Source organism: Burkholderia sp. AU28863 (genome assembly GCF_002223195.1).
GTDB lineage: Bacteria > Pseudomonadota > Gammaproteobacteria > Burkholderiales > Burkholderiaceae > Burkholderia > Burkholderia sola.
In genome coordinates, this window is sequence record NZ_NKFE01000003.1 from 1,453,770 (window position 1) to 1,475,483 (window position 21,714).

Annotated in this window: 20 protein-coding genes and 1 other RNA gene; 6 read left to right on the top strand and 15 right to left on the bottom strand. The window is 66.9% G+C overall.

Translation table 11 applies throughout. The features are described 5' to 3' along the window. Positions 1-18: 18 nt before the first annotated feature. From ispG to ndk, 4 genes are all read right to left on the bottom strand, one after another. Positions 19-1,323, bottom strand: a complete 1,305-nt coding sequence (gene ispG, locus CFB81_RS09085) for a flavodoxin-dependent (E)-4-hydroxy-3-methylbut-2-enyl-diphosphate synthase (RefSeq protein ID WP_006483314.1) — start codon at positions 1,321-1,323, stop codon at positions 19-21. 112 nt (positions 1,324-1,435) lie between these two features. Then, entirely contained in the window at positions 1,436-2,452 is a 1,017-nt protein-coding gene (locus CFB81_RS09090) for a helix-turn-helix domain-containing protein (RefSeq protein ID WP_089435116.1), read from the bottom strand. Positions 2,453-2,615: 163 nt separating this feature from the next. After that, complete coding sequence (rlmN, locus tag CFB81_RS09095) at positions 2,616-3,755, bottom strand: 23S rRNA (adenine(2503)-C(2))-methyltransferase RlmN (protein WP_027784585.1); 1,140 nt, start codon at positions 3,753-3,755, stop codon at positions 2,616-2,618. A gap of 55 nt (positions 3,756-3,810) precedes the next feature. Then, positions 3,811-4,236, bottom strand: coding sequence for a nucleoside-diphosphate kinase (gene ndk, locus CFB81_RS09100; protein ID WP_006478674.1), 426 nt, complete (start codon positions 4,234-4,236; stop codon positions 3,811-3,813). Positions 4,237-4,485: 249 nt separating this feature from the next. On the opposite strand from ndk, the gene CFB81_RS09105 reads away from it, so the two are divergent. Next, positions 4,486-5,184: a Bax inhibitor-1/YccA family protein gene (locus tag CFB81_RS09105; RefSeq protein ID WP_006484459.1), complete on the top strand. Its 699-nt coding sequence runs from the start codon at positions 4,486-4,488 to the stop codon at positions 5,182-5,184. A 63-nt stretch (positions 5,185-5,247) separates the two neighbouring features. On the opposite strand, the gene rlmD is transcribed toward CFB81_RS09105, so the two are convergent. After that, entirely contained in the window at positions 5,248-6,648 is a 1,401-nt protein-coding gene (rlmD, locus tag CFB81_RS09110; protein ID WP_261320236.1) for a 23S rRNA (uracil(1939)-C(5))-methyltransferase RlmD, read from the bottom strand. Between the two features lie 222 nt (positions 6,649-6,870). Here rlmD and CFB81_RS09115 point away from each other — a divergent pair, with 222 nt between their 5' ends. Next, positions 6,871-7,725, top strand: a complete 855-nt coding sequence (locus CFB81_RS09115; RefSeq protein WP_089435117.1) for an endonuclease/exonuclease/phosphatase family protein — start codon at positions 6,871-6,873, stop codon at positions 7,723-7,725. A gap of 30 nt (positions 7,726-7,755) precedes the next feature. Here the strand turns inward: CFB81_RS09115 and CFB81_RS09120 are convergent, their stop codons facing one another. From CFB81_RS09120 to ffs, 10 genes are all read right to left on the bottom strand, one after another. Then, complete coding sequence (locus CFB81_RS09120; RefSeq protein ID WP_059645787.1) at positions 7,756-8,532, bottom strand: 3'-5' exonuclease; 777 nt, start codon at positions 8,530-8,532, stop codon at positions 7,756-7,758. Positions 8,533-8,535: 3 nt separating this feature from the next. Continuing rightward, positions 8,536-9,624 (bottom strand): RNA polymerase sigma factor RpoS, encoded by a 1,089-nt coding sequence (rpoS, locus tag CFB81_RS09125; protein WP_089435118.1) that lies wholly within the window; start codon positions 9,622-9,624, stop codon positions 8,536-8,538. 11 nt (positions 9,625-9,635) lie between these two features. Then, positions 9,636-10,526: a peptidoglycan DD-metalloendopeptidase family protein gene (locus CFB81_RS09130; protein WP_089435119.1), complete on the bottom strand. Its 891-nt coding sequence runs from the start codon at positions 10,524-10,526 to the stop codon at positions 9,636-9,638. Between the two features lie 5 nt (positions 10,527-10,531). Then, positions 10,532-11,464, bottom strand: a complete 933-nt coding sequence (locus tag CFB81_RS09135; protein WP_069620856.1) for a protein-L-isoaspartate(D-aspartate) O-methyltransferase — start codon at positions 11,462-11,464, stop codon at positions 10,532-10,534. Then, positions 11,461-12,222: a 5'/3'-nucleotidase SurE gene (gene surE / locus CFB81_RS09140; protein ID WP_089435120.1), complete on the bottom strand. Its 762-nt coding sequence runs from the start codon at positions 12,220-12,222 to the stop codon at positions 11,461-11,463. Before surE ends, CFB81_RS09135 begins: the two co-directional genes overlap by 4 nt. 217 nt (positions 12,223-12,439) lie before the next feature. Beyond that, positions 12,440-13,645: a CaiB/BaiF CoA-transferase family protein gene (locus CFB81_RS09145; RefSeq protein WP_089435121.1), complete on the bottom strand. Its 1,206-nt coding sequence runs from the start codon at positions 13,643-13,645 to the stop codon at positions 12,440-12,442. 48 nt (positions 13,646-13,693) lie between these two features. Continuing rightward, entirely contained in the window at positions 13,694-14,290 is a 597-nt protein-coding gene (gene recR, locus CFB81_RS09150; protein ID WP_006478665.1) for a recombination mediator RecR, read from the bottom strand. A gap of 31 nt (positions 14,291-14,321) precedes the next feature. Beyond that, positions 14,322-14,648 carry a YbaB/EbfC family nucleoid-associated protein gene (locus CFB81_RS09155; protein WP_006482124.1) on the bottom strand — a complete coding sequence of 109 codons (327 nt, stop codon included), beginning with the start codon at positions 14,646-14,648 and terminating at the stop codon, positions 14,322-14,324. A gap of 95 nt (positions 14,649-14,743) precedes the next feature. After that, positions 14,744-17,110, bottom strand: coding sequence for a DNA polymerase III subunit gamma/tau (locus CFB81_RS09160; RefSeq protein WP_089435122.1), 2,367 nt, complete (start codon positions 17,108-17,110; stop codon positions 14,744-14,746). A gap of 127 nt (positions 17,111-17,237) precedes the next feature. Then, positions 17,238-17,336: signal recognition particle sRNA small type (gene ffs, locus CFB81_RS09165), an RNA gene on the bottom strand. Positions 17,337-17,725: 389 nt separating this feature from the next. Here ffs and trxA point away from each other — a divergent pair. The 4 genes from trxA (at position 17,726) to CFB81_RS09185 (ending at position 21,690) form a co-directional block, all read left to right on the top strand. Continuing rightward, positions 17,726-18,052, top strand: coding sequence for a thioredoxin TrxA (trxA, locus tag CFB81_RS09170; protein ID WP_006402348.1), 327 nt, complete (start codon positions 17,726-17,728; stop codon positions 18,050-18,052). A gap of 195 nt (positions 18,053-18,247) precedes the next feature. Then, positions 18,248-19,510, top strand: coding sequence for a transcription termination factor Rho (rho, locus tag CFB81_RS09175; protein WP_006478662.1), 1,263 nt, complete (start codon positions 18,248-18,250; stop codon positions 19,508-19,510). A 129-nt stretch (positions 19,511-19,639) separates the two neighbouring features. Further along, positions 19,640-20,140: a MerR family transcriptional regulator gene (locus tag CFB81_RS09180; RefSeq protein WP_089435123.1), complete on the top strand. Its 501-nt coding sequence runs from the start codon at positions 19,640-19,642 to the stop codon at positions 20,138-20,140. Continuing rightward, a complete protein-coding gene (locus tag CFB81_RS09185) occupies positions 20,137-21,690 on the top strand; it encodes an MFS transporter (RefSeq protein WP_089435124.1) in 1,554 nt (517 codons plus the stop codon). Before CFB81_RS09180 ends, CFB81_RS09185 begins: the two co-directional genes overlap by 4 nt. Positions 21,691-21,714: the final 24 nt, after the last annotated feature.

The window sequence follows — 21,714 nt, forward strand, 5'->3', positions numbered from 1 at the left end:
TTCGTGTGTGTGGACGAATTAGTTCAGGGCCTCGGTGCGGCCGTAATTGCGTGCGACGTAGTCGCTGACGATCTGCTGGAATTCCTCGGCGATCCGCTCGCCGCGCAGCGTCTTGACCTTCTCGCCGTCGATGAAGACGGGTGCGGCCGGGTTCTCGCCCGAACCCGGCAGGCTGATGCCGATGTTCGCGTGCTTCGATTCGCCCGGACCGTTGACGATGCAGCCCATCACCGCGACGTTCATCTTCTCGACGCCCGGATATTCCTTGCGCCAGACCGGCATCTGCTCGCGCAGATACGTCTGGATCTGCATCGCGAGTTCCTGGAACAGCGTGCTCGTCGTGCGGCCGCAGCCCGGGCATGCGATCACCATCGGCGCGAACGAGCGCAGGCCCATCGTCTGCAGGATTTCCTGGCCGACGATCACCTCGCCCGTGCGCGACGCGCCCGGCTCCGGCGTCAGCGAGATGCGGATCGTGTCGCCGATCCCCTCCTGCAGCAGCACACCGAGCGCCGCCGTCGACGCAACGATGCCCTTCGAGCCCATGCCGGCCTCGGTCAGCCCGAGGTGCAGCGCGAAGCCGCAGCGGCGGCCGAGTTCGCGGTACACGGCGATCAGGTCCTGCACGCCGCTGACCTTGCACGACAGCACGATGCGGTCGCGGCCGAGGCCGAGCTCGACCGCGCGTTCCGCCGAGCCGATCGCCGACTGGATCAGCGCCTCGTACATCACGCTTTGCGCGTCCCACGGCTGCGCACGCGCGCCGTTCTCGTCCATCATGCGCGCGAGCAGGTCCTGGTCGAGGCTGCCCCAGTTCACGCCGATCCGCACCGGCTTGTCGTACTTCGCCGCGGCCTCGATCATCTGCGCGAACTGCGTGTCGCGCTTCGCGCCCTGACCGACGTTACCGGGGTTGATCCGGTACTTCGACAGCGACTCCGCGCAGCCCGGGTAGTCGCGCAGCAGCAGGTGGCCGTTGTAGTGGAAATCGCCGACGAGCGGCACGGTCACGCCCATCCGGTCGAGCTGCTCGCGAATCGCCGGCACGGCGGCCGCGGCTTCGGGCGTATTGACCGTGATGCGCACCAGTTCGGAGCCCGCGTTCGCGAGCTCCTTGATCTGGATCGCCGTGCCGATCGCATCGGCCGTGTCGGTATTCGTCATCGACTGCACGCGCACCGGCGCGTCGCCGCCGATCGTCACGAGTTGCCCGCCCCAGCGGACATCCACCGCATGCGATACGCGGCGCGGCTGATGCCCGCCGAACACCGGCTCGGTTGAACAAATCTGACTGCTGCGTGGGGATTGAGCTTCGGATTGCATCGATAGATCCATTTACGCGGAATGCGCCGCGACGCGGCGCATGAATTGAAAAAGCGCCGTGCCCTCACGGCCTGCCGATATCGACGGCAAGCCTTCGCCACGGCGCTTGACGTCAGGGCAACGTGAACCGCGCCACGTTACCCCGCGCTGCCGAATATTTTGCCGGATCGACCGGTTTTCCGTCGAACGCAACCGCGTCGAGGCCGGCCTTGTTGCCGATCGTGACCTTGAACGGCCCGTCACCGGCAACTTGCTTCGTTTCGCCGGCGCGCACCAGCGCAGAGAACAGCTCCTTGCCGTTCTTGTCGCGCACGCTGAACCAGCAATCCTGCTTGACCTTCAGTTCGATCATCGACTGGCCTGCCGCCACCACGACGCTCGCCGGCTGGGCCGGCGCGGCCGTGCCTGGCGCCGCCGTTTCCGGCACGGGCTGCGACGCAGCCGCCGTCGCGACCGGGGCCGCGGGCGCCGGAACGGCCGACGCGATCGCCTGCGCCGGCGCAGCCGATGCAGCGGCCGGGGCCGGAACCTCATTCGCGATCGCCGCCGACGCGCCGTTCGTCGCTCCCTCTTCCGCAGACGACGATGCCGGCGCCGCGCTAGCGGCCGACGCATGTTCGGCGTCGCCGCCCTTGAAGCGCGCGAGCAGGCCCGACGAATCGCCGCCAGTGTGCCACATCAGTACCGCGACCACCGCGACGATGACGATCCCCGTTCCCCACAGCCACGGATGGTGGCGCGACGAGCCGCCGAGCGGGATCGACACGCGGCCGCGCGGCAGATCCGTGCCCGACGACGCAGGCATCGACAGGTCGACTTCCGGCACCCCGCGTTCGCGGCGCAGCGCCTGCGCGAACGGTTCCGGATCGACGCCGAGCATCTTCGCGTAGCTGCGCACGACCCCGAGCGCGAACGTCACGCCGGGCAAATGGCTGATGTCGCCGGCCTCGAGCGCCCGGAGTTTTTGCGGTGCGACCTTGAGTCGCGCCGACACGTCGTCGACCGACCAGCCCTTCGTCTCCCGAAGCTGCGCCAGGCGGCTGCCGACCGCCGCCAGCGATTCCAGTCCCGCCGGTGCCGGCTTCGCGGCATTCGTCTCTGCGCCGTTAGACGGCTGCGGCTCACTCATCCTTGTCCTCGCGTCGATTCTTCTTCACTGGCGGCTGCCGCCGGCTCCTGCCGGCCGGCACCCGCAACGGTTCATACCATGCGCGGCGCCGAGGCGCCGCGACCGATCGCTATTCGCGTGTTGCACCGCCAAAGGGTTCGGGCACCCCGGCCAGGTGCCCCCGTCAAACTGCCCGAACTTCGATGATTTTTCCTGCTGCGCCCGTTCGCTCCGCGAGGCGCGTGCGATCCTTCACCGCGCCGGCCAGCTGCCCGCACGCGGCATCGATGTCGTCGCCGCGCGTCTTGCGCACGGTCGTGACGACACCCGCATCGATGAGGACCTGGGCGAAGCGCTTGATCTGCTCCGGCTTCGAGCGGATGAGGCCCGATTCCGGAAACGGATTGAACGGGATCAGGTTGAACTTGCACGGCACGTCGCGCGTGACGGCCAGCAGTTCGCGCGCATGCGCTTCGGTGTCGTTGACGCCGTCGAGCATGCAGTATTCGAACGTGATGAAGTCGCGCGGCGCAACCTTCAGATAACGCTGGCACGCGGCCATCAGCTCGCGCAGCGGATACTTCTTGTTGAGCGGCACCAGCTCGTCGCGCAGCGCATCGTTCGGCGCGTGCAGCGAAACGGCCAGCGCGACCGGCAACTCGGCGCCGAGGCGGTCCATCATCGGCACCACGCCGGACGTCGACAGCGTGACGCGACGGCGCGACAGGCCGTATGCGTTGTCGTCGAGCATCAACCGCATCGCGGGTACGACCGCGCTGTAATTCAGGAGCGGCTCGCCCATGCCCATCATCACCACGTTGGTGACGACCCGTTCGGCCTTGCCGTTCGGTCCGGGCGCGCGGCCCAGCGACGCTCGCAATGCAAATTCGGCCATCCGGAGCTGGCCGATGATTTCGGCTGTCGACAGGTTGCGGGAGAAGCCCTGCTTGCCCGTCGAACAGAAGCGGCAGTTCACCGCGCACCCGGCCTGCGACGACACGCACAGCGTGCCGCGCGTCTCTTCGGGGATGAACACGGTTTCGACCGCATTGCCGTTTCCGACGTCGATCAGCCACTTGCGCGTGCCGTCGGCGGAAACGTGATCGCTGGCGATGTCCGGCATCACGATCGATGCGCGGCCCTTGAGTTTTTCCCTCAGGGACTTCGCGAGATCGGTCATGCCGTCGAAATCGCCGGCGTTGTATTGGTGGATCCAGCGCTGCAACTGCTTGGCGCGGAACGGCTTCTCGCCCAGGCTGCCGCAGTACGCGACAAGACCCTCGGCATCGAAGTCGAGAAGATTGACGGAAGTTTCGCTCGTCATGATGTGCTGCCTTGCCGCGTGCGCTGAATCCTGCCTACTTGCTGTCAGCCAGGGCTTAACGCGAGTAAACGTTCATTTCCGGGAAGAAGAACGCGATTTCGACCGCTGCCGTTTCCGCAGCGTCCGAGCCGTGTACGGCGTTCGCGTCGATGCTGTCGGCGAAGTCGGCGCGGATCGTGCCCTTTTCCGCCTTCTTCGGATCCGTCGCGCCCATCAGGTCGCGGTTCTTCAGGATTGCGCCTTCGCCTTCCAGAACCTGGATCATCACCGGGCCCGAGATCATGAAATCGACGAGATCCTTGAAGAACGGACGCGCTGCGTGAACTGCGTAGAACTTCTCTGCGTCGGCACGCGACAGGTGCGCCATGCGCGATGCGACGATCTTCAGGCCGGCGCCTTCGAAACGGCTGTAGATCTGGCCGATCACGTTCTTTGCCACCGCATCCGGCTTGATGATCGACAGGGTGCGCTCGATTGCCATAAAAACTCCAAAAAATTAAGAAGTTACAGGTTCAAATGAATCCGCTATTGTAGCACGATCCCGTGTATCATTGCGATTGAACCCTTACACGCATGAAAGGTTCAGAATCCCTGTGTTTTGTTCCGCCAGGCCATTGAAACCTCCCGGCACGGAACGTATCTTAGCCATAGCTGCCCCGGTTTGCTGCGCCGCACATCGCGCGCGCCGAACCGGCCCCGGACGCCCACGCGTTCAATGTTAGGAGAAACCATGAACGACTATCCGTACAATTTCGGCCGCGGCGGTTCCGTCAGCACCGCCGAGGTTCGCAACCGCGTGCTGCGGAACACGTACTGGCTGCTCGCGCTGTCGATGGTGCCGACCGTGTTGGGCGCCTGGGTCGGCGTCGCGACGGGCTTCTCGCTGTTCGCGGCCACCAGCCCGATGATGAGCCTGCTCGCGTTCTTCGCGATCGCGTTCGGCTTCATGTTCGCGATCGAGCGGACCAAAAACAGCGCGGCCGGCGTGTTCGTGCTGCTCGGCTTCACGTTCTTCATGGGCCTGATGCTGTCGCGGCTGCTGAGCTTCATTCTCGGCTTCTCGAACGGCCCGTCGCTGATCATGCTCGCGTTCGGCGGCACCGGCATCATCTTCGCGACGATGGCAACGATCGCCACCGTCAGCAAGCGTGACTTCTCCGGGCTCGGCAAGTGGCTGTTCATGGGCGTGATCGTGATCCTGCTCGCGTCGGTCGCGAACATCTTCCTGCAGCTGCCGGCGCTGATGCTCACCGTGTCGGTGCTCGCCATCGCGATCTTCTCGGCCTACATGCTGTTCGACGTCCAGCGGGTCGTGAACGGCGGCGAGACGAACTACATCTCGGCCACGCTCGCGATCTACCTCGACCTGTACAACGTGTTCACGAACCTGCTTGCGCTGCTCGGCATCTTCGGCGGCAACCGCAACTGACGTTCGGCACGCACCATGAAAAACCGGCCCGCGGGCCGGTTTTTTTACGTCCGCCGCCCGGGCTCAGTCGCGCTCGAACAGCGCGATCGATTCGACGTGCGACGTATTCGGGAACATGTTCACGACCCCGGCGCCCTTCAGCCGGTAGCCGGCTTCGTGCACGAGCAGGCCCGCATCGCGCGCGAGCGTCGACGGGTTGCACGACACGTAGACGATGCGCTTCGGCAGCGGGCCTGCGCCGCTCTGCGCGATCTCGGCCAGCGCCTTCGACACCGCGAGCGCGCCTTCGCGCGGCGGGTCGATCAGGAACTTGTCGAATGCGCCGAGCGCGCGGAGATCGTCGCCCGTCACCTCGAACAGGTTCCGGCACGCGAACGTCGTGTGGCCGTCGACACCGTTCTCGCGTGCGTTCGCGAGCGCACGCGTGGTCAGCGTGTCGCTGCCCTCGATGCCCATCACTTCGCGCGCCAATCGCGCGAGCGGCAGCGTGAAGTTACCGATCCCGCAGAACAGGTCGAGCACGCGATCGTCGCGCGACGGCGCGAGCAGGCGCAGCGCACGCCCCACCAGCACGCGGTTGATCTGGTGATTGACCTGCGTGAAGTCGGTCGGCTTGAACGGCATGCGGATGCCGAATTCCGGCAGCGTGTAATCGAGCGATACGTCGAGCGGGTAGAACGGCGTCACCGTGTCCGGCCCCTTCGGCTGCAGCCAGAACTGCACGTTGTGCTCGTCCGCGAACGCGCGCAGCAGCGCTTCGTCGTCCGCGTTGATCGGCTCCAGCACGCGCAGCACGAGCGCGGTGACGGCCGAGCCGACCGCGAGTTCGATCTGCGGCATCCGGTCGCGAATCGACAGCCCCTCGACGAGCCGGCGCAGCGGCACGAGCATCGCCGACACGTGCGGCGGCAGCACTTCGCAGCTCGTCATGTCGGCCACGTAGCTGCTCTTCTTCTCGTGGAACCCGACCAGCACGCCGCCCTTCTTCGCGACGTTGCGCACGGTCAGGCGCGCCCGGTAGCGATAGCCCCACGACGGACCGTGGATCGGTGCGAACATCGTTTCCGCACGCAGCTTCGCCAGGTGCCACAGATTGTCTTCCAGCACGCGCTGCTTGACCGCCACCTGCGCGCGCATGTCGAGATGCTGCATCGAGCAGCCGCCGCAGGTGCCGAAGAACGTGCACTTCGGCTGCGTGCGCATCACGCTCGGGCGCAGAATGTCGACGACCGTCGCCTGCTCGTAGCTGGGCTTGCGGCGATAGCTCGAGTAGGTCACGCGCTCGCCCGGCAGCGCGCCTTCGACGAAGATCACCTTGCCCGGCTGACCGTCCTCGGTCATCGTTCGGCCGACACCGCGCGCTTCCATGTCGAGCGATTCGATCTCGAGAACCGGGGCGGGCCCGGGCGCGACGGGCGCGTTTTTCGATTTGCGCGCAGAAGTGGGGACGGCTTCGGACACCAGCTTTTCCTGACAAACGTTGAAGAAGGCGAGATTGTAGACGACGAAGGCTCCCGTCGCGCGCTTTCGTCACGCAAGCGCCGATGCCGGTGCGCATGGCGCGCCGCGTGGCGCATAAGCGGCTGACCACCCCGCGCCCGGTCGCACGCGGCCGACCGGGCGCGATGCGCGGCCGCGCAGGCGGCACGGGTTCTGCTCGCAGCACCGGACCAAGGAGATTCGACCATGCGATTGATCGACTGGAACATCCAATGGGGTCGGGACGCCGACGGTGTCGTCGATCTTGCCGGTACCGTCGCGGCCCTCCGTCGGCTCGGCGATTTCGACGTGATGTGCCTGCAGGAGGTCACGCGCGGCTTCGACGCACTGCCCGGCCGGCCAGGCCCCGACCAGTTCGCCGAACTCGCGGCGCTGCTGCCTGGCTATACGATCGTCGGCGCGATCGGCGCCGACCTGCCGTCCATCCGGCCAGACGCACCGCGCCGCCAGTTTGGCAACGCGATCGCCACGCGGTTGCCGGTCGGGCGCGTGCTGCGCCGATCGCTGCCTTGGCCAGCCGATGCCGGCGCGCCGTCGATGCCGCGCGTCGCGCTCGATATCGAGTTGCGGGCGCCCTTCGGATGGTTGCGCGTGGTCACCACGCATCTGGAGTATTACTCGGCGCGCCAGCGGCTGGCACAGGTCGATGCGCTACGCGACCGACATCGCGAAGCCTGCGCGCATGCGGAACACCCCGCTCCCGCCGAAACCGCCGACGGGCCGTTCAGCGCGACCGGACAACCGCGCGATGCGATCGTCTGCGGCGATTTCAACAGCGCATTCGACAGCGATGCGTACCGGCGCTTCCTCGAGCCGATTGCCGACGCACCGGGTTTCGTCGACGCGTGGGTCGCACGGCATCCCGGTCGTACGCCGCCGCCGACCGCCGGCGTCTACGATACGGTGCAATGGTCGGAAGGCCCGCTCGCGTGCGATTTCGTGTTCGTGACCGACACGCTGTTGCCGCGCGTCATCGGCTGCGAGATCGACGGCGACGTACGCGCGTCCGATCACCAGCCGGTGCTGCTCGAACTGGCCTGATTGCGCCGGTTGCGGCGCGGGCCGTCCGCGCTACGCATCGAAGCCCGCCAGGTATTCGGCCCAGTGCGGCGCCGGCTCCAGCGCGAGCGCATTCTTCACGAGCAGGATCTCGTCCGCGTACTCGCTCGGCGTCAGGCCGCCGCGCATCAACTGGAACCGGCAATACAACAGGTACGTATTGACGACGTCGGTTTCGCAATAGTTGCGGATTTCGTCAATCCGGCCGTCGCGGAACGCCGGCCACACCTGACTGCCGTCCATCCCGAGCTTGCCCGGGAAACCGCACAGCTTCGCCAGCGCGTCGAGCGGCGCGTTCGCGCGCGCCTGATACATCGCGAGCACGTCCATCAGGTCGGTATGCCGCGAGTGATAGCGCGAGATGTAGTTGTTCCACTTGAATTCGCGGTCGTCCTCGCCGAGATCCCAGTAGCGGGTGGCGGGAATACCGTGCACGAGCGCGCGGTAATGCAGCACCGGCAGATCGAAACCGCCGCCGTTCCACGACACGAGCTGCGGCGTGTATTTCTCGATCACGCGGTAGAACGACTGGATCAGCGTCGCTTCGTTGTCCTGCGGCGTCCCGAGCGAGCGCACGCGAAAACCGTTGTTGTCGCGGAACACGCACGAAATCGCCGCGATCCGCTGCAGATGGTGCGGCAGGAAATCGCCGCCGGTCTTCTCGCGACGTGCGGCAAACGCGTGTTCGGCTACCGCGGCATCGTCGAGCGTCGCGGGCAGATCTTCCAGACGGCGAATGCCGTCGACATCGGGAATCGTCTCGATGTCAAAAACAAGGATCGGGGTCATCGGTTACAGAACGGCGTCCTTGCGCACGCCGTTGGAGGCGAAGAACCGCTTGAGGCGCACCAGCGCTTCCTGCTGGATCTGCCGCACGCGCTCGCGCGTGAGCCCCATCTCGTCGGCGAGCTCCTCGAGCGTCGCCGGTTCGATGTGGTTCAGGCCGAAGCGGCGCTCGATCACATGCCGGTGCTTGTCGGACAGACGTGACAGCCACGCACGTGTCAGCGTTTCGAGCTCGCGGTGCTGCACCTCGGCGTCGGGCGACTGGCTCTGGTCGTCGGGCAGGAGGTCGAGCAGGCTGCTCGCGGGATCGAGGTCGAGCGGCGCGTCGAGCGACGCCGTGTGTTCGTTGAGCGCGAGGATATCGGTGACTTCCTCGGCGGTCTTGCCGGTGAGATAGGCGATGTCGTCGATGCTGGCTTCGCGGCGCTCGGCCGCTTCGCCCGTCGACATCGAATTCTTTTCGAGATGGCGCTTCGCGCGCAGCACCTGGTTCAGTTCGCGGATCACGTGCACGGGCAGGCGCACCGTGCGCGCCTGGTTCATGATCGCCCGCTCGATGCTCTGCCGGATCCACCACGTCGCGTAGGTCGAGAAACGGAAACCGCGCGTCGGGTCGAACTTCTCGATCGCGTGCATCAGGCCGAGATTGCCCTCCTCGATCAGGTCGAGCAGCGGCACGCCGCGGTTCAGGTAGCCCTTCGCGATACTGACGACGAGCCGCAGGTTGCGCTCGATCATCACCTGCCGCGCCTCGAATTCGCCGGCCTTCGCCAGACGCGAATAGCGCTGCTCTTCCTCGACGGTCAGCAGCGGCTTCACGCTGATGCGGTTCAGGTAATGCTGGATCGTGTCGGCCGTGAGCTCGGCCTGCAGCAGCGTGCGGAAATCGTCGACGTCGGGCGCGGCTTCCGGGCGACCTTCGCGCTCGTCGTCGCCACCGTCCGCGTCGGCGTCGCGCGCCTCGAGATCGCGTTCGTTTTCCGCGACGTCGTCTTCGTCGTCCGTCGAAGCACCTACTCGCCCCACCGATGCTTGCGTGGCACGACTGATCTTCTCAGACTCGGCTTGCGGCTCGTGGCGCTTCGATTTCGGCATGGTCGTCTCGGTTATTGAGGCGGCAAATACTTCAGCGGATCGACAGGCTTACCCTGCCGGCGAACCTCGAAATGCAGCATCACGCGGTCGGCATCGCTGTTACCCATCTCGGCGATCTTCTGCCCCTTCGTCACCGCGTCCCCCTCTTTTACCATCAAAGCGCGATTGTGTGCATACGCCGTGAGGTAAGTCGCATCGTGTTTGATGATAATGAGGTTGCCGTAACCACGCAGACCGTTGCCGGAGTAAACGACGCGGCCGTCCGCCGCCGCCTTCACGGCCTCGCCGGCCGTCCCGCCGATATTGACACCCTTGTTCTTCGCATCGTCGAACCCGTTCAGCACGGGGCCGCGCGCGGGCCACGCGAACGTCACGGGGCCGCTCGGAGCAGCCGCCGTATCGCTCGACCCGGTTGCCGCGGCCGGCGGTGTGGCGGCGAGCGCGGACGACGTGCCTGCAGCCGGCGCGGCCGGACCGCTGCTCAGCGGCGCGGTCGCGACCGCACCGCCGACGATCGGCGCGGCGGCCGGCGTGCCCGCGACCGCGGCGCCGGCCTGGGGCGACACGCGCAGCAGCTGGTCGACTTCGATCTGATTCGGGTTCGCCAGATTGTTCCACGCCGCGATGTCGCGATAGTTCTGCCCGTTTTCGAGTGCGATCCGGTACAGCGTGTCGCCCGGCTTCACCCGGTAGTAACCCGGCGGCGCCGGCGGAAGCGGCGCCGCGGGCTGCGCGGCGGCGGTCGTGCCGAGCGACCCGGAGCGATCGACGACGGGCGCGTTGTCGAGCCGCGTCGCACAGGCGGCCAGTAGCGTGGAGAACGCAGCCACACAGATCGCGCGCTGGGCGAGCGTGAGCGGTTCCCTGGATCGGTTGTTTTGCATCGCGCGCAACATACTCATCGGTTTCAAATCACTCCGGATTTTAAAGGGACAAAGAAAACGCGATCAAGCCGGGACTCTCGCCATTGCGCGTGCGCGACGCGCTCGACGAGCGTGAGCACCTGGTGCTGCCCGCTCTGCGCGCCGACCGGCGCGACGAGCCGCCCGCCGATCGCGAGCTGCTCGAGCAGCGCCTGCGGCACGTCGAGCCCCGCCGCGGCGATCACGATCGCGTCGAACGGAGCCGCGGACGGCAGGCCGACACGCCCGTCGCCGTAATGCAGACGGATGTTCGGCACGCGCAGCGGCCGCAGGTTCAGCTTCGCGCGCTCGTAGAGGGGCTTGATGCGTTCAATCGAATACACGTCGCGCGCCACGTGGCTCAGCACGGCGGCCTGATAGCCGCAGCCCGTGCCGATCTCGAGCACGCGCTCGAGCGTGCGGCCGGCCATCGCGAGCTCGATCATGCGCGCGACGACCGACGGCTTAGAAATGGTCTGCTGGTGGCCGATCGGCAACGCCGAATCCTCGTAGGCCTGCGTCGCGAGCCCGGGATCCACGAACAGGTGGCGCGGCACCGCGGCCATCGCGTCCAGGACGCGCGCATCGGTCACGCCGTTCGCGCGCAGCCGTTCGACCATCCGCTCGCGCACGCGTTCCGACGTGAGGGCGAATGCGCCGGCCGGCGCGATGCTCGGCGCAGCCGGCTTCGGCAGCGCAGGTTTCAGCGCGGTCGGCTTCGGTGCGGTCGCCGGTTTCGCGGCGGCGGTGCCCGACAGCGGCACCCGCGCGGCGGCCGGCTTCACCGCAACCGGTTTCAGTCCGGCTGCGGGTTTGTCGGCGGCCTTCGGCACCGCGCCCGCCGCTTGGCGTTCGCCGGCCCGACCTTCCGATTTGCGTGGCGCTCGTTTGAGATCTTCGAGCGCGAGCGGGAACCGCTTCGCGCGCTCGCCGCTCATGAAGCCCGCCCTCCGGCGCGCGCCCATTCGCGCGTCGCAGGCAGCATCTGCGTATGCGTGAGATCGAGCTGCAGCGGCGTGATCGACACGAAACCGTTTGCGACGGCGTGGAAATCGGTGCCGTCGCTGGCGTCCAGCGCGTCGCCCGCGGCGCCGATCCAGTAGATCGGCTCGCCGCGCGGGTCGGTCTGGCGAATCACCGGCTGCGACGGATGACGCTTGCCGAGGCGCGTGACCTTCCAGCCCTTCAGTTGGTCGTACGGCAGGTTCGGGATATTGACGTTCAGCAGCGGCTGGCCGGCCAGCGGATGCGCGAGGTAGTGCGCGACGATTTCCGCCGCGACGCGTGCGGCATCGGCCAGATGAGCCCAGCCCTTGTCGACCAGCGAGAACGCGATCGCCGGCACGCCGAACATGATGCCTTCGGTGGCGGCCGCAACTGTCCCCGAATAGAGCGTGTCTTCGCCCATGTTCTGGCCGTTGTTGATGCCGGACACGACGATGTCCGGCCTCGTGTCGGCCATCCCCGTCAGCGCGACGTGCACCGAATCGGTCGGCGTGCCGTTCACGTAGAAGAAACCCGTACCCGCTGCGCGCTGCACCGACAGCGGCCGCGACAACGTGAGGGAATTCGACGCGCCGCTGCAGTTCTGCTCGGGCGCGATCACCGTAAGCTCGGCCAGCGGCTGCAGCGCTTCGCTGAGCGCGGCGAGACCGGGGGCGAGATAGCCGTCGTCGTTGCTGAGTAGGATTCGCATCCGGCGATTGTAACCGAGGAAAGATGGCGCGAGAGCGACAGTCCGGCCGCCGCGGACGGGCGGGTATACGCATGGGCACGCGATGCGCCGCCGCACTGCGCGGCGACATTCCGCGCGCTGGGGAAAACACCGGGCCGCCGGGTTTTCCGCCCGGAGAAAATCTCGTCGGGGAACCCTTCGTCGAGCGACGCGGCGCAAAGCACCACGCCGGCCACGCTCAGATCGCGCCCGCCTCGCGCAGCGAGGCAATCGCGTGCGCGTCGTAGCCAAGGCCGCGCAGCACCTCGTCGGTATGCTCGCCGAGCTCGGGACCGAGCCAGCGCGTTTCGCCCGGCGTGTCCGACAGCTTCGGCGTGATGTTCGGCAGCGGAATGTCGGTGCCGTCGGCCAGCTTGAAACGCTGGATCATCTGGCGTGCGACGAACTGCGGATCGGTGAACATGTCGGCCGCGCTGTAGATGCGCCCGGCCGGCACGTCGGCCGCATTGAGCACGACGAGCGCCTCGTCGATCGTGCGCGGCGCGAGCCACGCGGCGATCGCGTCGTCGATTTCCTGCGTGCGCGGCACCCGCCCGTCGTTTTGCGCGAGCGCGGGATCGTCGGCGAGGTCGTCGCGCTCGATCGCCTTCATCAGCCGCTTGAAGATCGGATCGCTGTTGCCGCCGATCACGATGCTGCCGTCGCGGCACGCGTACGTATTCGACGGCACGATGCCCGGCAGCGACGCGCCGGTGCGCTCGCGCACCATCCCGTACACGCCGTACTCGGGCACCACGCTTTCCATCATGTTGAAAACGGCTTCATACAGTGCAACGTCGACCACCTGCCCCGCGCCGCCGTTGACCTTGCGGTGATGAAGCGCCATCAGCGCGCCGATCACGCCGTGCAGCGCGGCGATCGAATCGCCGATCGAGATACCGATGCGCGGCGGCGGCAGATCCGGATAGCCGGTGATGTGACGCAGCCCGCCCATCGATTCGGCGATCGCGCCGAAGCCGGGCCGGTCGCGGTACGGGCCCGTTTGCCCGTAGCCGGACAGGCGTACCATCACGAGGCCCGGATTGTCGGCCGACAGCACGTCGTAGCCGAGCCCGAGCTTTTCGAGCAGGCCCGGACGGAAATTCTCGATCACGATGTCGGCCTCGCTCGCGAGCTGCCGCGCGATCGCCTTGCCGGCGTCGGCTTTCAGGTTCAGCGTGACCGATTTCTTGTTGCGCGCCTGCACGGACCACCACAGCGACGTGCCGCCCTGCTCCGGGTGGAGCTTGCGCCACTTGCGCAGCGGGTCGCCGCCGTTCGGATCCTCGATCTTGATCACTTCCGCGCCGAATTCGGCGAACAGCCGCGACGCGAACGGCCCCGCGATCAGCGTTCCGAATTCGAGCACTTTGACGCCCGCGAGCGGGCCCTGGCTGGTGCTCATGTGTCTCCCTGGCATGAGGAACGGCGCCGCCGGCAGGCGACGCCCGGCTTACATCGTGCGGCGGTCGAGCATCGCGCGGGCGATGGTGCCCGCGTCGACGTACTCAAGCTCGCCGCCCACCGGCACGCCGCGCGCGAGGCGCGTCACCGCCAGCCCGCGCGCCTTGAGCGTCTGGCCGAGGTAGTGGGCGGTGGCTTCGCCTTCGTTCGTGAAGTTGGTCGCGAGCACGACTTCCTTGACGACGCCGTCGGATGCGCGCCGCACGAGGCGGTCGAAATGGATTTCCTTCGGGCCGATTCCGTCGAGCGGGCTCAGTCGCCCCATCAGCACGAAATACAGCCCGCGGTAGGTCATCGTCTGCTCGAGCATGATCTGGTCGGCAGGCGTCTCGACGACGCACAGCAGCGTCGGATCACGCTCCTCGTCGCTGCAGACCTCGCAGATCTGCGCTTCGGTGAACGTGTTGCACTTCTCGCAGTGCTGCAGGTGCTCGGTCGCGAACAGCAGCGACCGGCCGAGCCGCTCCGCGCCCTCGCGGTCGTGCTGCATCAGGTGAACCGCCATGCGCTGCGCGGATTTCGGCCCGACGCCGGGCAGCACGCGCAACGCTTCGACGAGAGCGGACAAGGCGGACGGCTGTTTCATACGGCGGCAAACGGTGACAAGGACGCGGCGCTCAGAACGGCAGCTTGAAGCCCGGCGGCAGCGGCAGGCCCGACGTCATGCCGCTCATCTTTTCCTGCGACGTTGCTTCGGCCTTGCGCACCGCGTCGTTGAACGCAGCGGCGACGAGATCCTCGAGCATGTCCTTGTCGTCCGCGAGCAGGCTCGGGTCGATCGACACGCGGCGCACTTCATTGCGGCACGTCATCGTCACCTTGACGAGGCCGGCGCCCGACTGCCCTTCGACCTCGATCAGCGCAAGCTGCTCCTGCATCTTCTTCATGTTTTCCTGCATTTGCTGCGCTTGCTTCATCAGTCCGGCGAGGTTGCCTTTCAACATGGGAATACTCCTTCTTGATCGTATGAAAACCGGCACGCGGCGCGTGCCGGCCGATGTGTGCGGGGCGTGATTGTGCCTGTCGCGGGGCGGTCAGTTCAATGGAGCGTGGGCGGTGCACCGTCCGGCGCCGAATCGGCGAGCGGGCGCACCGACCCCTCGACGATGCGCGCACCGAAGTCGCGCACGAGCTGCTGGACGAACGGATCGCCGTGAATCTCCTGCTCGGCTTCGCGCTGGCGCGCCGCGCGCGCGGCCGCATCGAGCGCCGCCGCGGTGCGCCGGGCGGGCCCGACCTCGACGCTCACCTCGACCGGCTTGCCGAGCGCATCGGCCAGTGCGGCCTTCAGCTTCGCCACCTGCGCGGCGTCCGCATACTGCGGCACCGGCACCGACAACTTCAATGCGCTCGCATCGACGGCCGTCAGCTCACTGTTGAACGCGAGCTGGTACGCGACGCCCTTCAGCGGCAGCCGCGCGGCCAGCGCCGGCCATTCGCCGTCGAAGCCGATCGGATCGAGCGCGATCGCGGGCGGCAACGGGCGCGTGTCGATCGGCGCGGCCGGACGGGCTTCCGCCGGCTTCGGCGTCACGCGCACATCGTCGGGACCGCTGTCGAACACCGGCACGAAGCCGTCGTCGGAACCGCCGAACATTTCGTCGGCGCTGAGCGGCACGTAGTCGTCCGGCGGGATGTCTTCCCACGGCGGCGACGGCTGGCGCGAATCGGCTGCCTGCGGCGCGCGGGCGACGGCACGCGGCGTCGGCACCTGGACGGCGGGACGCGGCGCGGCCGGTTTCTCGGCGGCCGGCTGGGATGCCGCCGGCTTCGCTGCCGCGCCTGCGCGCCCGCGGTCCGACGACACGCGCATCCCTGCATTGCGCAGCACGTCGAGCGCGGCGGCAGCACCGCCCGCCCGCGCCGCCGGACGGGCGGCGGCCGGCTCGGGCGACACGGCGCGCGGCGCCGGTTCGGGTTGCGGCGCCGGTTCGTCGTTTCGCTGCACGGCGGCAACGGCCGCCGGCTCGGGTTCACGGGTGGGAGGCGGCGCGTCGCCGGCGGGCGCTGCCTTCTCGTCCGGCTGCGGCGGCTCGATCGCTCGAGCGTCGGCCGCGACCGGTGCCGGTGCAGCCTTTTCGGCCGCCGAAACGGCTGCTTCTGCCGGCGCCGAAACAACCGCCGGCTTGGCGACCGGCCGGGCGGCTTCGTCACCGGATTGCGCCGGCGCCGAACGCGCGACGGGCGCAACAGGCGCCGCGACAGCGGGCGCGGCCGACACCGGCTTGGCCGCAGCAGCGGCCGGTGCCGCGGCTGCGCGCGGGGCCGGCACCGCACGCGGCGGCACGGACGGCTGACCGCCCGGCGCGCCGCCGGCGCCAGCGGCCGGCTCGAACGCGAGCATCCGCAGCAGCGTCATCGTGAAACCGGCATATTCGTCCGGCGCCAGGCCGAGTTCGGCGCGCCCGACCGTCGCGATCTGATAGAACAATTGCACCTGCTCGGCGCTCAGCGTTTCCGCGAAACGGCGCAGGTCGGCCGCTTCCGGCCATTCGTCGAGCACCGAGCCCGGCGCGAACTGCGCCCAGGCGATCCGGTGCAGCAGGCTCGCGAGATCCTGCAGCGCGGTCGAGAACGACAGGCTGCGCAGCGACATCTCGTCGGCAATCGCGAGGATTTCCGGGCCGTTGCCGGCCGCGAGCGCGTCGAGCAGGCGCACCATGTAAGTCTGGTCGAGCGCGCCGAGCATGCCCGACACCGCCGACTCGGTCACCTCGTTCGCCGAATAGGCGATCGCCTGGTCGGTCAGCGACAGCGCGTCGCGCATGCTGCCCTGCGCGGCGCGCGCGAGCAGGCGCAGCGCCTGCGGCTCGAACGTGATCCGCTCTTCGCCGAGGATCCGCTCGAGATGCGGCACGATGTGCCCGGCCGGCATCTGCTTCAGGTTGAACTGCAGGCAGCGCGACAGCACGGTGACGGGAATTTTCTGCGGATCGGTCGTCGCAAGGATGAACTTGACGTGCGGCGGCGGCTCTTCGAGCGTCTTCAGCATCGCGTTGAACGCGTGGTTCGTCAGCATGTGCACTTCGTCGATCATGTAGACCTTGAAGCGCGCATCGACCGGTGCATACACCGCGCGCTCGAGCAGCGCGGCCATCTCGTCGACGCCGCGGTTGCTCGCCGCGTCCATCTCGACGTAATCGACGAAACGGCCCTCGTCGATCTCGCGACAGGCGCGACAGACGCCGCACGGCTGCGACGTGACGCCGGTTTCACAGTTGAGCGCCTTCGCGAAGATCCGCGACAGCGTCGTCTTGCCGACACCGCGGGTTCCGGTAAACAGATAGGCATGATGGAGACGCCCGCCGTCGAGCGCGTGCGTGAGCGCCCTGACGACGTGCTCCTGGCCGACGAGCGAAGCGAAATCCTTCGGACGCCACTTGCGTGCGAGAACTTGATAGGTCATCGGGAAATTGTATCAGTAACGCTGCGTCGCGCCGACACGCGAAACGGTGCGGAACACGGGCAAGGCGCAGGTCGAACGGAGTGTGAAGCAGAAATAAAAAACGCCCTGCGAACGGGGCGAGAAGGAAGGTGACGAGCCCAACCCTCGGCACTGGCGGAAAACGATTGTGGCTGCTTCGTTCCCGACCTGACCAGGTTCACCGCCCCACCATGCGAGGAGGCCCGTCACGGCATATTCTATCACCGCTTCCGGACGAATGCGACCGTTTGTTCGCATCAATGCGAATCTCGCCGGGCAAACCCGCGCTTCGCTCATTCAGACACGTTGCACGCGGCCCGCCCCTTGTAATTGGCGGACCGGCCTCCACCTGCGTGGCACGACGGTCGAACGTCGCGTCGTACCCCTACTCGCATAGCGGCTACTATCGCCGCCCGCAGCAGATAGCAATTTAGGCTAATATGACGCCCGAACGACCCGCGAGCCGCGGCATGCAGCGCTTACGTCCCTCCGTCCCGGAAGGCGGAGTGCCCTGCCGCAGCGGCCGGCAGCCTACGGAGGCCGGTACGCTGCAACGCGCAAGCAGGCAGTCCCCGAACCGTAAGAGGTATTGACCCAATGAGCGAACAGATCAAACACATCAGCGACGCATCGTTCGAACAGGACGTCGTCAAGTCCGACAAGCCCGTGCTCGTCGATTTCTGGGCCGAATGGTGCGGCCCGTGCAAGATGATCGCCCCGATCCTCGACGAAGTCGCGAAGGACTACGGCGACAAGCTGCAGATCGCGAAGATCAACGTCGACGACAACCAGGCCACGCCGGCGAAATTCGGCGTGCGCGGCATCCCGACGCTGATCCTGTTCAAGAACGGCGCGGCCGCCGCGCAGAAGGTCGGCGCGCTGTCGAAGTCGCAGCTCACCGCATTCCTGGACAGCCACCTGTAATACCGGCAGTTCCGCGGACGTGTTGTCAGTCGGCAACACGTCCGTTGTCAAGCCGCCGATCGCTCGCTCAAGCGCGAATCGGGCTATGCTAGAATTAAAAAACGTCGACAAGACGCATTTAAGTCTCTGAGCGCCTCCGCTCGCCCTCCTCCCTTATTTTCTTTCGTCGCATCTCCTCCCTGGCGGGTTCTCCGTATGCATTTATCCGAGCTCAAGTCTCTGCACGTCTCCGAACTGATCGAAATGGCCAACGGCCTGGAGATCGAAAACGCGAACCGCCTGCGCAAGCAGGAGCTGATGTTCGCCATTCTCAAAAAGCGCGCCAAGACGGGAGAGACGATCTTCGGCGACGGTACGCTCGAAGTGCTGCCGGACGGCTTCGGCTTCCTGCGCTCGCCGGAAATGTCGTACCTCGCGAGCACCGACGACATCTATATCAGCCCGTCGCAGATCCGCCGCTTCAACCTGCACACCGGCGACACCATCGAAGGTGAAGTCCGTACGCCGAAGGACGGCGAGCGCTACTTCGCGCTGGTGAAGGTCGACAAAGTCAACGGGCAGCCGCCCGAGGCCTCGAAACACAAGATCATGTTCGAGAACCTCACGCCGCTGCACCCGAACAAGCCGCTGTCGCTCGAACGCGAAATGCGCGGCGAGGAAAACGTCACGGGCCGCATCATCGACATGATCGCGCCGATCGGCAAGGGCCAGCGCGGCCTGCTCGTCGCGTCGCCGAAGTCGGGCAAGACCGTGATGCTCCAGCACATCGCACACGCGATCAAGCAGAACCACCCGGACGTGATCCTGTTCGTGCTGCTGATCGACGAGCGTCCTGAAGAAGTGACCGAAATGCAACGCTCGGTCGCCGGCGAAGTGATCGCGTCGACGTTCGACGAACCGGCCACGCGTCACGTCCAGGTCGCCGAAATGGTGATCGAGAAGGCGAAGCGCCTCGTCGAAATGAAGCACGACGTCGTGATTCTGCTCGACTCGATCACGCGTCTCGCGCGTGCGTACAACACCGTGATCCCGGCGTCGGGCAAGGTGCTGACGGGCGGTGTCGACGCGAACGCGCTGCAGCGTCCGAAGCGCTTCTTCGGCGCGGCACGCAACATCGAGGAAGGCGGCTCGCTGACGATCATCGGCACCGCGCTGATCGAAACCGGCAGCCGCATGGACGACGTGATCTACGAAGAGTTCAAGGGCACCGGCAACATGGAAGTGCACCTCGAGCGCCGTCTCGCGGAAAAGCGCGTGTACCCGTCGATCAACCTGAACAAGTCGGGCACGCGTCGTGAGGAAATGCTGATCAAGCCCGAGATCCTGCAAAAGATCTGGGTGCTGCGCAAGTTCATCCACGACATGGACGAAGTCGAGGCGATGGAATTCCTGCTCGACAAGATCCGCCAGACGAAGAGCAATTCCGAGTTCTTCGACCTGATGCGCCGCGGCGGCTGATCGCCCTCCCGCTCCGCAACACGGCCGCCCGCGCATCCAGCCCGGCGGCCGTTTTTCGATTCAAACCTGAACGTGAACGTACAGGTTGATCTATAATCGCGTCATTGTCCCGTCCAATCCCCCGATCCGATGCCGAACGACGCCTCCACCCCGCTATTGACCGTCAGCGACGCCGCGTCGCGGCTCGGCGTCACGCCGCGCACGCTGAAATACTATGAGGAGCGCGGGCTCGTCACGCCGTCGCGCAGCGAAGGCCGCTACCGCCTCTACGACGAAGCCGACCTCGAGCGCTTCGCGCGCATCCTGCGGCTGCGTGCGCTCGGCTTCTCGCTGCATGGCATCACCGAAATGCTGAAGCGTCCGCTGGAAGAAACGGGCGACGGCCGGCGACGGTATTCGGACGCATCGCTGCGCGACATCCGCGCCGGCCTCGCCGAGCAGATCGACACGCTCGACCGGCGGATCGCGGCCGTCCAGCGCGAGCTGAAGGAAGCCGTCGCGCTGCGCAAGGAACTGCAGCACGACATCGATTACGTCGAGCGGCGCCTCGCCGGCGAGAACGCCGATGCGCTGATCGCGCAGCGGCGGGCGGAGGCCGGCACGCGCCGCGCACGCAAGGATCGCGAATGAACGCGGTGCCGGGCCGGCCACTGTGGAGCCGTGCGAACCTGCGCGCGGACCTGTTTCCATGGGCGCTCGCGCTCGTCACCGGCATCGATTACTTCGACAACGCCGTCTTCTCGTTCTTCGCAAGCTACATCGCGGGCGGCATCAACGCGTCGCCCGACGAACTCGTGTGGTCGTCGAGCGCCTACGCGGTCACGGCCGTGCTCGGCATCCTGCAGCAGCAATGGTGGGTCGACCGGCTCGGCCATCGCCGCTACGTCGCAGGCTGCATGCTGATGTTCTCGTTCGGCGCGATCGCGGCGGCGCTGGCCGACACGTCGCTGGAGCTCGCGTTCGCGCGCGGCTTCCAGGGCTATTTCATCGGCCCGATGATGGGCGCGTGCCGGATCCTGATCCAGATCAGCTTCAAGCCGCAGGCACGGCCGCCCGCGACGCGCGCGTTCCTGATCATGATCCTGCTCGGCAGCGCGCTCGCGCCGATCGTCGGCGGGCTGTTGGTCGCGCATTCGACGTGGCGCGCACTGTTCGCGTGCACGGCGCCGGCCGGCATCGCGTTCGCGGCCCTCGCCTTGCTCACGCTGCCCGATTCGGGCCGCACGCCGGACGACGAACGCGGCTCCGGCCACTTCTGGCCATATGTGGTGTTCGCCCTCGCGCAAGGCGCGCTGCAGATCGTGCTGCAGCAGGTGCATTACCAGCTCTACAGCGGCTCGCCGATGCTGATCGTGCTGACGATCGCGGGGCTCGGCGCGCTCGCGTGGTTCGCGTATCACCAGTGGCATCACCCGACGCCGCTCGTGCGGCTGCATGCGTTTCGAGAGCGGACGTTCCAGGTCGGGCTGCTGCTCTACATGTTCTATTACTACGAGACGACGGGCTTCAGCTACCTGACGGCGCGGCTGCTCGAGGGCGGCCTCGGCTATCCGGTCGAGAATGCCGGGCGTCTGGTCGGCACGATGTCGCTGATTTCGGCCACCGCGCTGTTCGCCTACCTGCGCTACGCGAAATTCGTCACGCACAAGAAGTGGTTCGTCGTGCCGGGATTCGCGATCGCCGTCACGGCCGCGCTATCGATGACGCGGATCACGCCGCAGGTCGGCGAAGCCGCGCTGGTCGTCCCGCTGCTGCTGCGCGGGTTGCTGCTGCTGTTCATCGTGCTGCCGGTCGCGAATCTCACGTTCCGGATCTTCGCGATCGACGAATACACGCATGGCTACCGGGTGAAGAACATCGTGCGGCAACTGACGATCTCGTTCGCGACGTCGTCGGTGATCATCGTCGAGCAGCACCGGCTGGCCATGCATCAGACGCGGCTCGTCGAGCGCGCGAACGTGTTCGATCCGCTGTTCCAGCAGACCGCCGACGCGCTGACGCGCAGCTATGCGGCCGCGGGCCACGCGCTGAACGACGCGCACGGCCTCGCGATCGCGTCGATTGCGCGGATGGTCGCGCAACAGGCGTCGTTCCTCGCATCGCTCGACGGCTTTTACTTCCTCGCGGGCGTCGCGCTCGTCGGCGGCCTCTTCGCGGCATGGCAAAAACAGATCGATTGAGTTAAAAGACAGGCTTTGGATTTT

Excerpts from the sequence above, each read along its gene's own strand:
- CFB81_RS09090 (WP_089435116.1), bottom strand. The coding sequence starts at position 2,452 with ATGAGTGAGCCGCAGCCGTCTAACGGCGCAGAGACGAATGCCGCGAAG.
- surE (WP_089435120.1), bottom strand. The coding sequence starts at position 12,222 with ATGCGAATCCTACTCAGCAACGACGACGGCTATCTCGCCCCCGGTCTC.
- recR (WP_006478665.1), bottom strand. The coding sequence starts at position 14,290 with ATGAAACAGCCGTCCGCCTTGTCCGCTCTCGTCGAAGCGTTGCGCGTG.
- CFB81_RS09130 (WP_089435119.1), bottom strand. The coding sequence starts at position 10,526 with ATGAGTATGTTGCGCGCGATGCAAAACAACCGATCCAGGGAACCGCTC.
- CFB81_RS09160 (WP_089435122.1), bottom strand. The coding sequence starts at position 17,110 with ATGACCTATCAAGTTCTCGCACGCAAGTGGCGTCCGAAGGATTTCGCT.
- ispG (WP_006483314.1), bottom strand. The coding sequence starts at position 1,323 with ATGCAATCCGAAGCTCAATCCCCACGCAGCAGTCAGATTTGTTCAACC.
- CFB81_RS09145 (WP_089435121.1), bottom strand. The coding sequence starts at position 13,645 with ATGAGCACCAGCCAGGGCCCGCTCGCGGGCGTCAAAGTGCTCGAATTC.
- ndk (WP_006478674.1), bottom strand. The coding sequence starts at position 4,236 with ATGGCAATCGAGCGCACCCTGTCGATCATCAAGCCGGATGCGGTGGCA.
- CFB81_RS09115 (WP_089435117.1), top strand. The coding sequence starts at position 6,871 with ATGCGATTGATCGACTGGAACATCCAATGGGGTCGGGACGCCGACGGT.
- CFB81_RS09185 (WP_089435124.1), top strand. The coding sequence starts at position 20,137 with ATGAACGCGGTGCCGGGCCGGCCACTGTGGAGCCGTGCGAACCTGCGC.
- CFB81_RS09180 (WP_089435123.1), top strand. The coding sequence starts at position 19,640 with ATGCCGAACGACGCCTCCACCCCGCTATTGACCGTCAGCGACGCCGCG.
- rlmN (WP_027784585.1), bottom strand. The coding sequence starts at position 3,755 with ATGACGAGCGAAACTTCCGTCAATCTTCTCGACTTCGATGCCGAGGGT.
- CFB81_RS09135 (WP_069620856.1), bottom strand. The coding sequence starts at position 11,464 with ATGAGCGGCGAGCGCGCGAAGCGGTTCCCGCTCGCGCTCGAAGATCTC.
- rho (WP_006478662.1), top strand. The coding sequence starts at position 18,248 with ATGCATTTATCCGAGCTCAAGTCTCTGCACGTCTCCGAACTGATCGAA.
- CFB81_RS09105 (WP_006484459.1), top strand. The coding sequence starts at position 4,486 with ATGAACGACTATCCGTACAATTTCGGCCGCGGCGGTTCCGTCAGCACC.
- trxA (WP_006402348.1), top strand. The coding sequence starts at position 17,726 with ATGAGCGAACAGATCAAACACATCAGCGACGCATCGTTCGAACAGGAC.
- CFB81_RS09120 (WP_059645787.1), bottom strand. The coding sequence starts at position 8,532 with ATGACCCCGATCCTTGTTTTTGACATCGAGACGATTCCCGATGTCGAC.
- rpoS (WP_089435118.1), bottom strand. The coding sequence starts at position 9,624 with ATGCCGAAATCGAAGCGCCACGAGCCGCAAGCCGAGTCTGAGAAGATC.
- CFB81_RS09155 (WP_006482124.1), bottom strand. The coding sequence starts at position 14,648 with ATGTTGAAAGGCAACCTCGCCGGACTGATGAAGCAAGCGCAGCAAATG.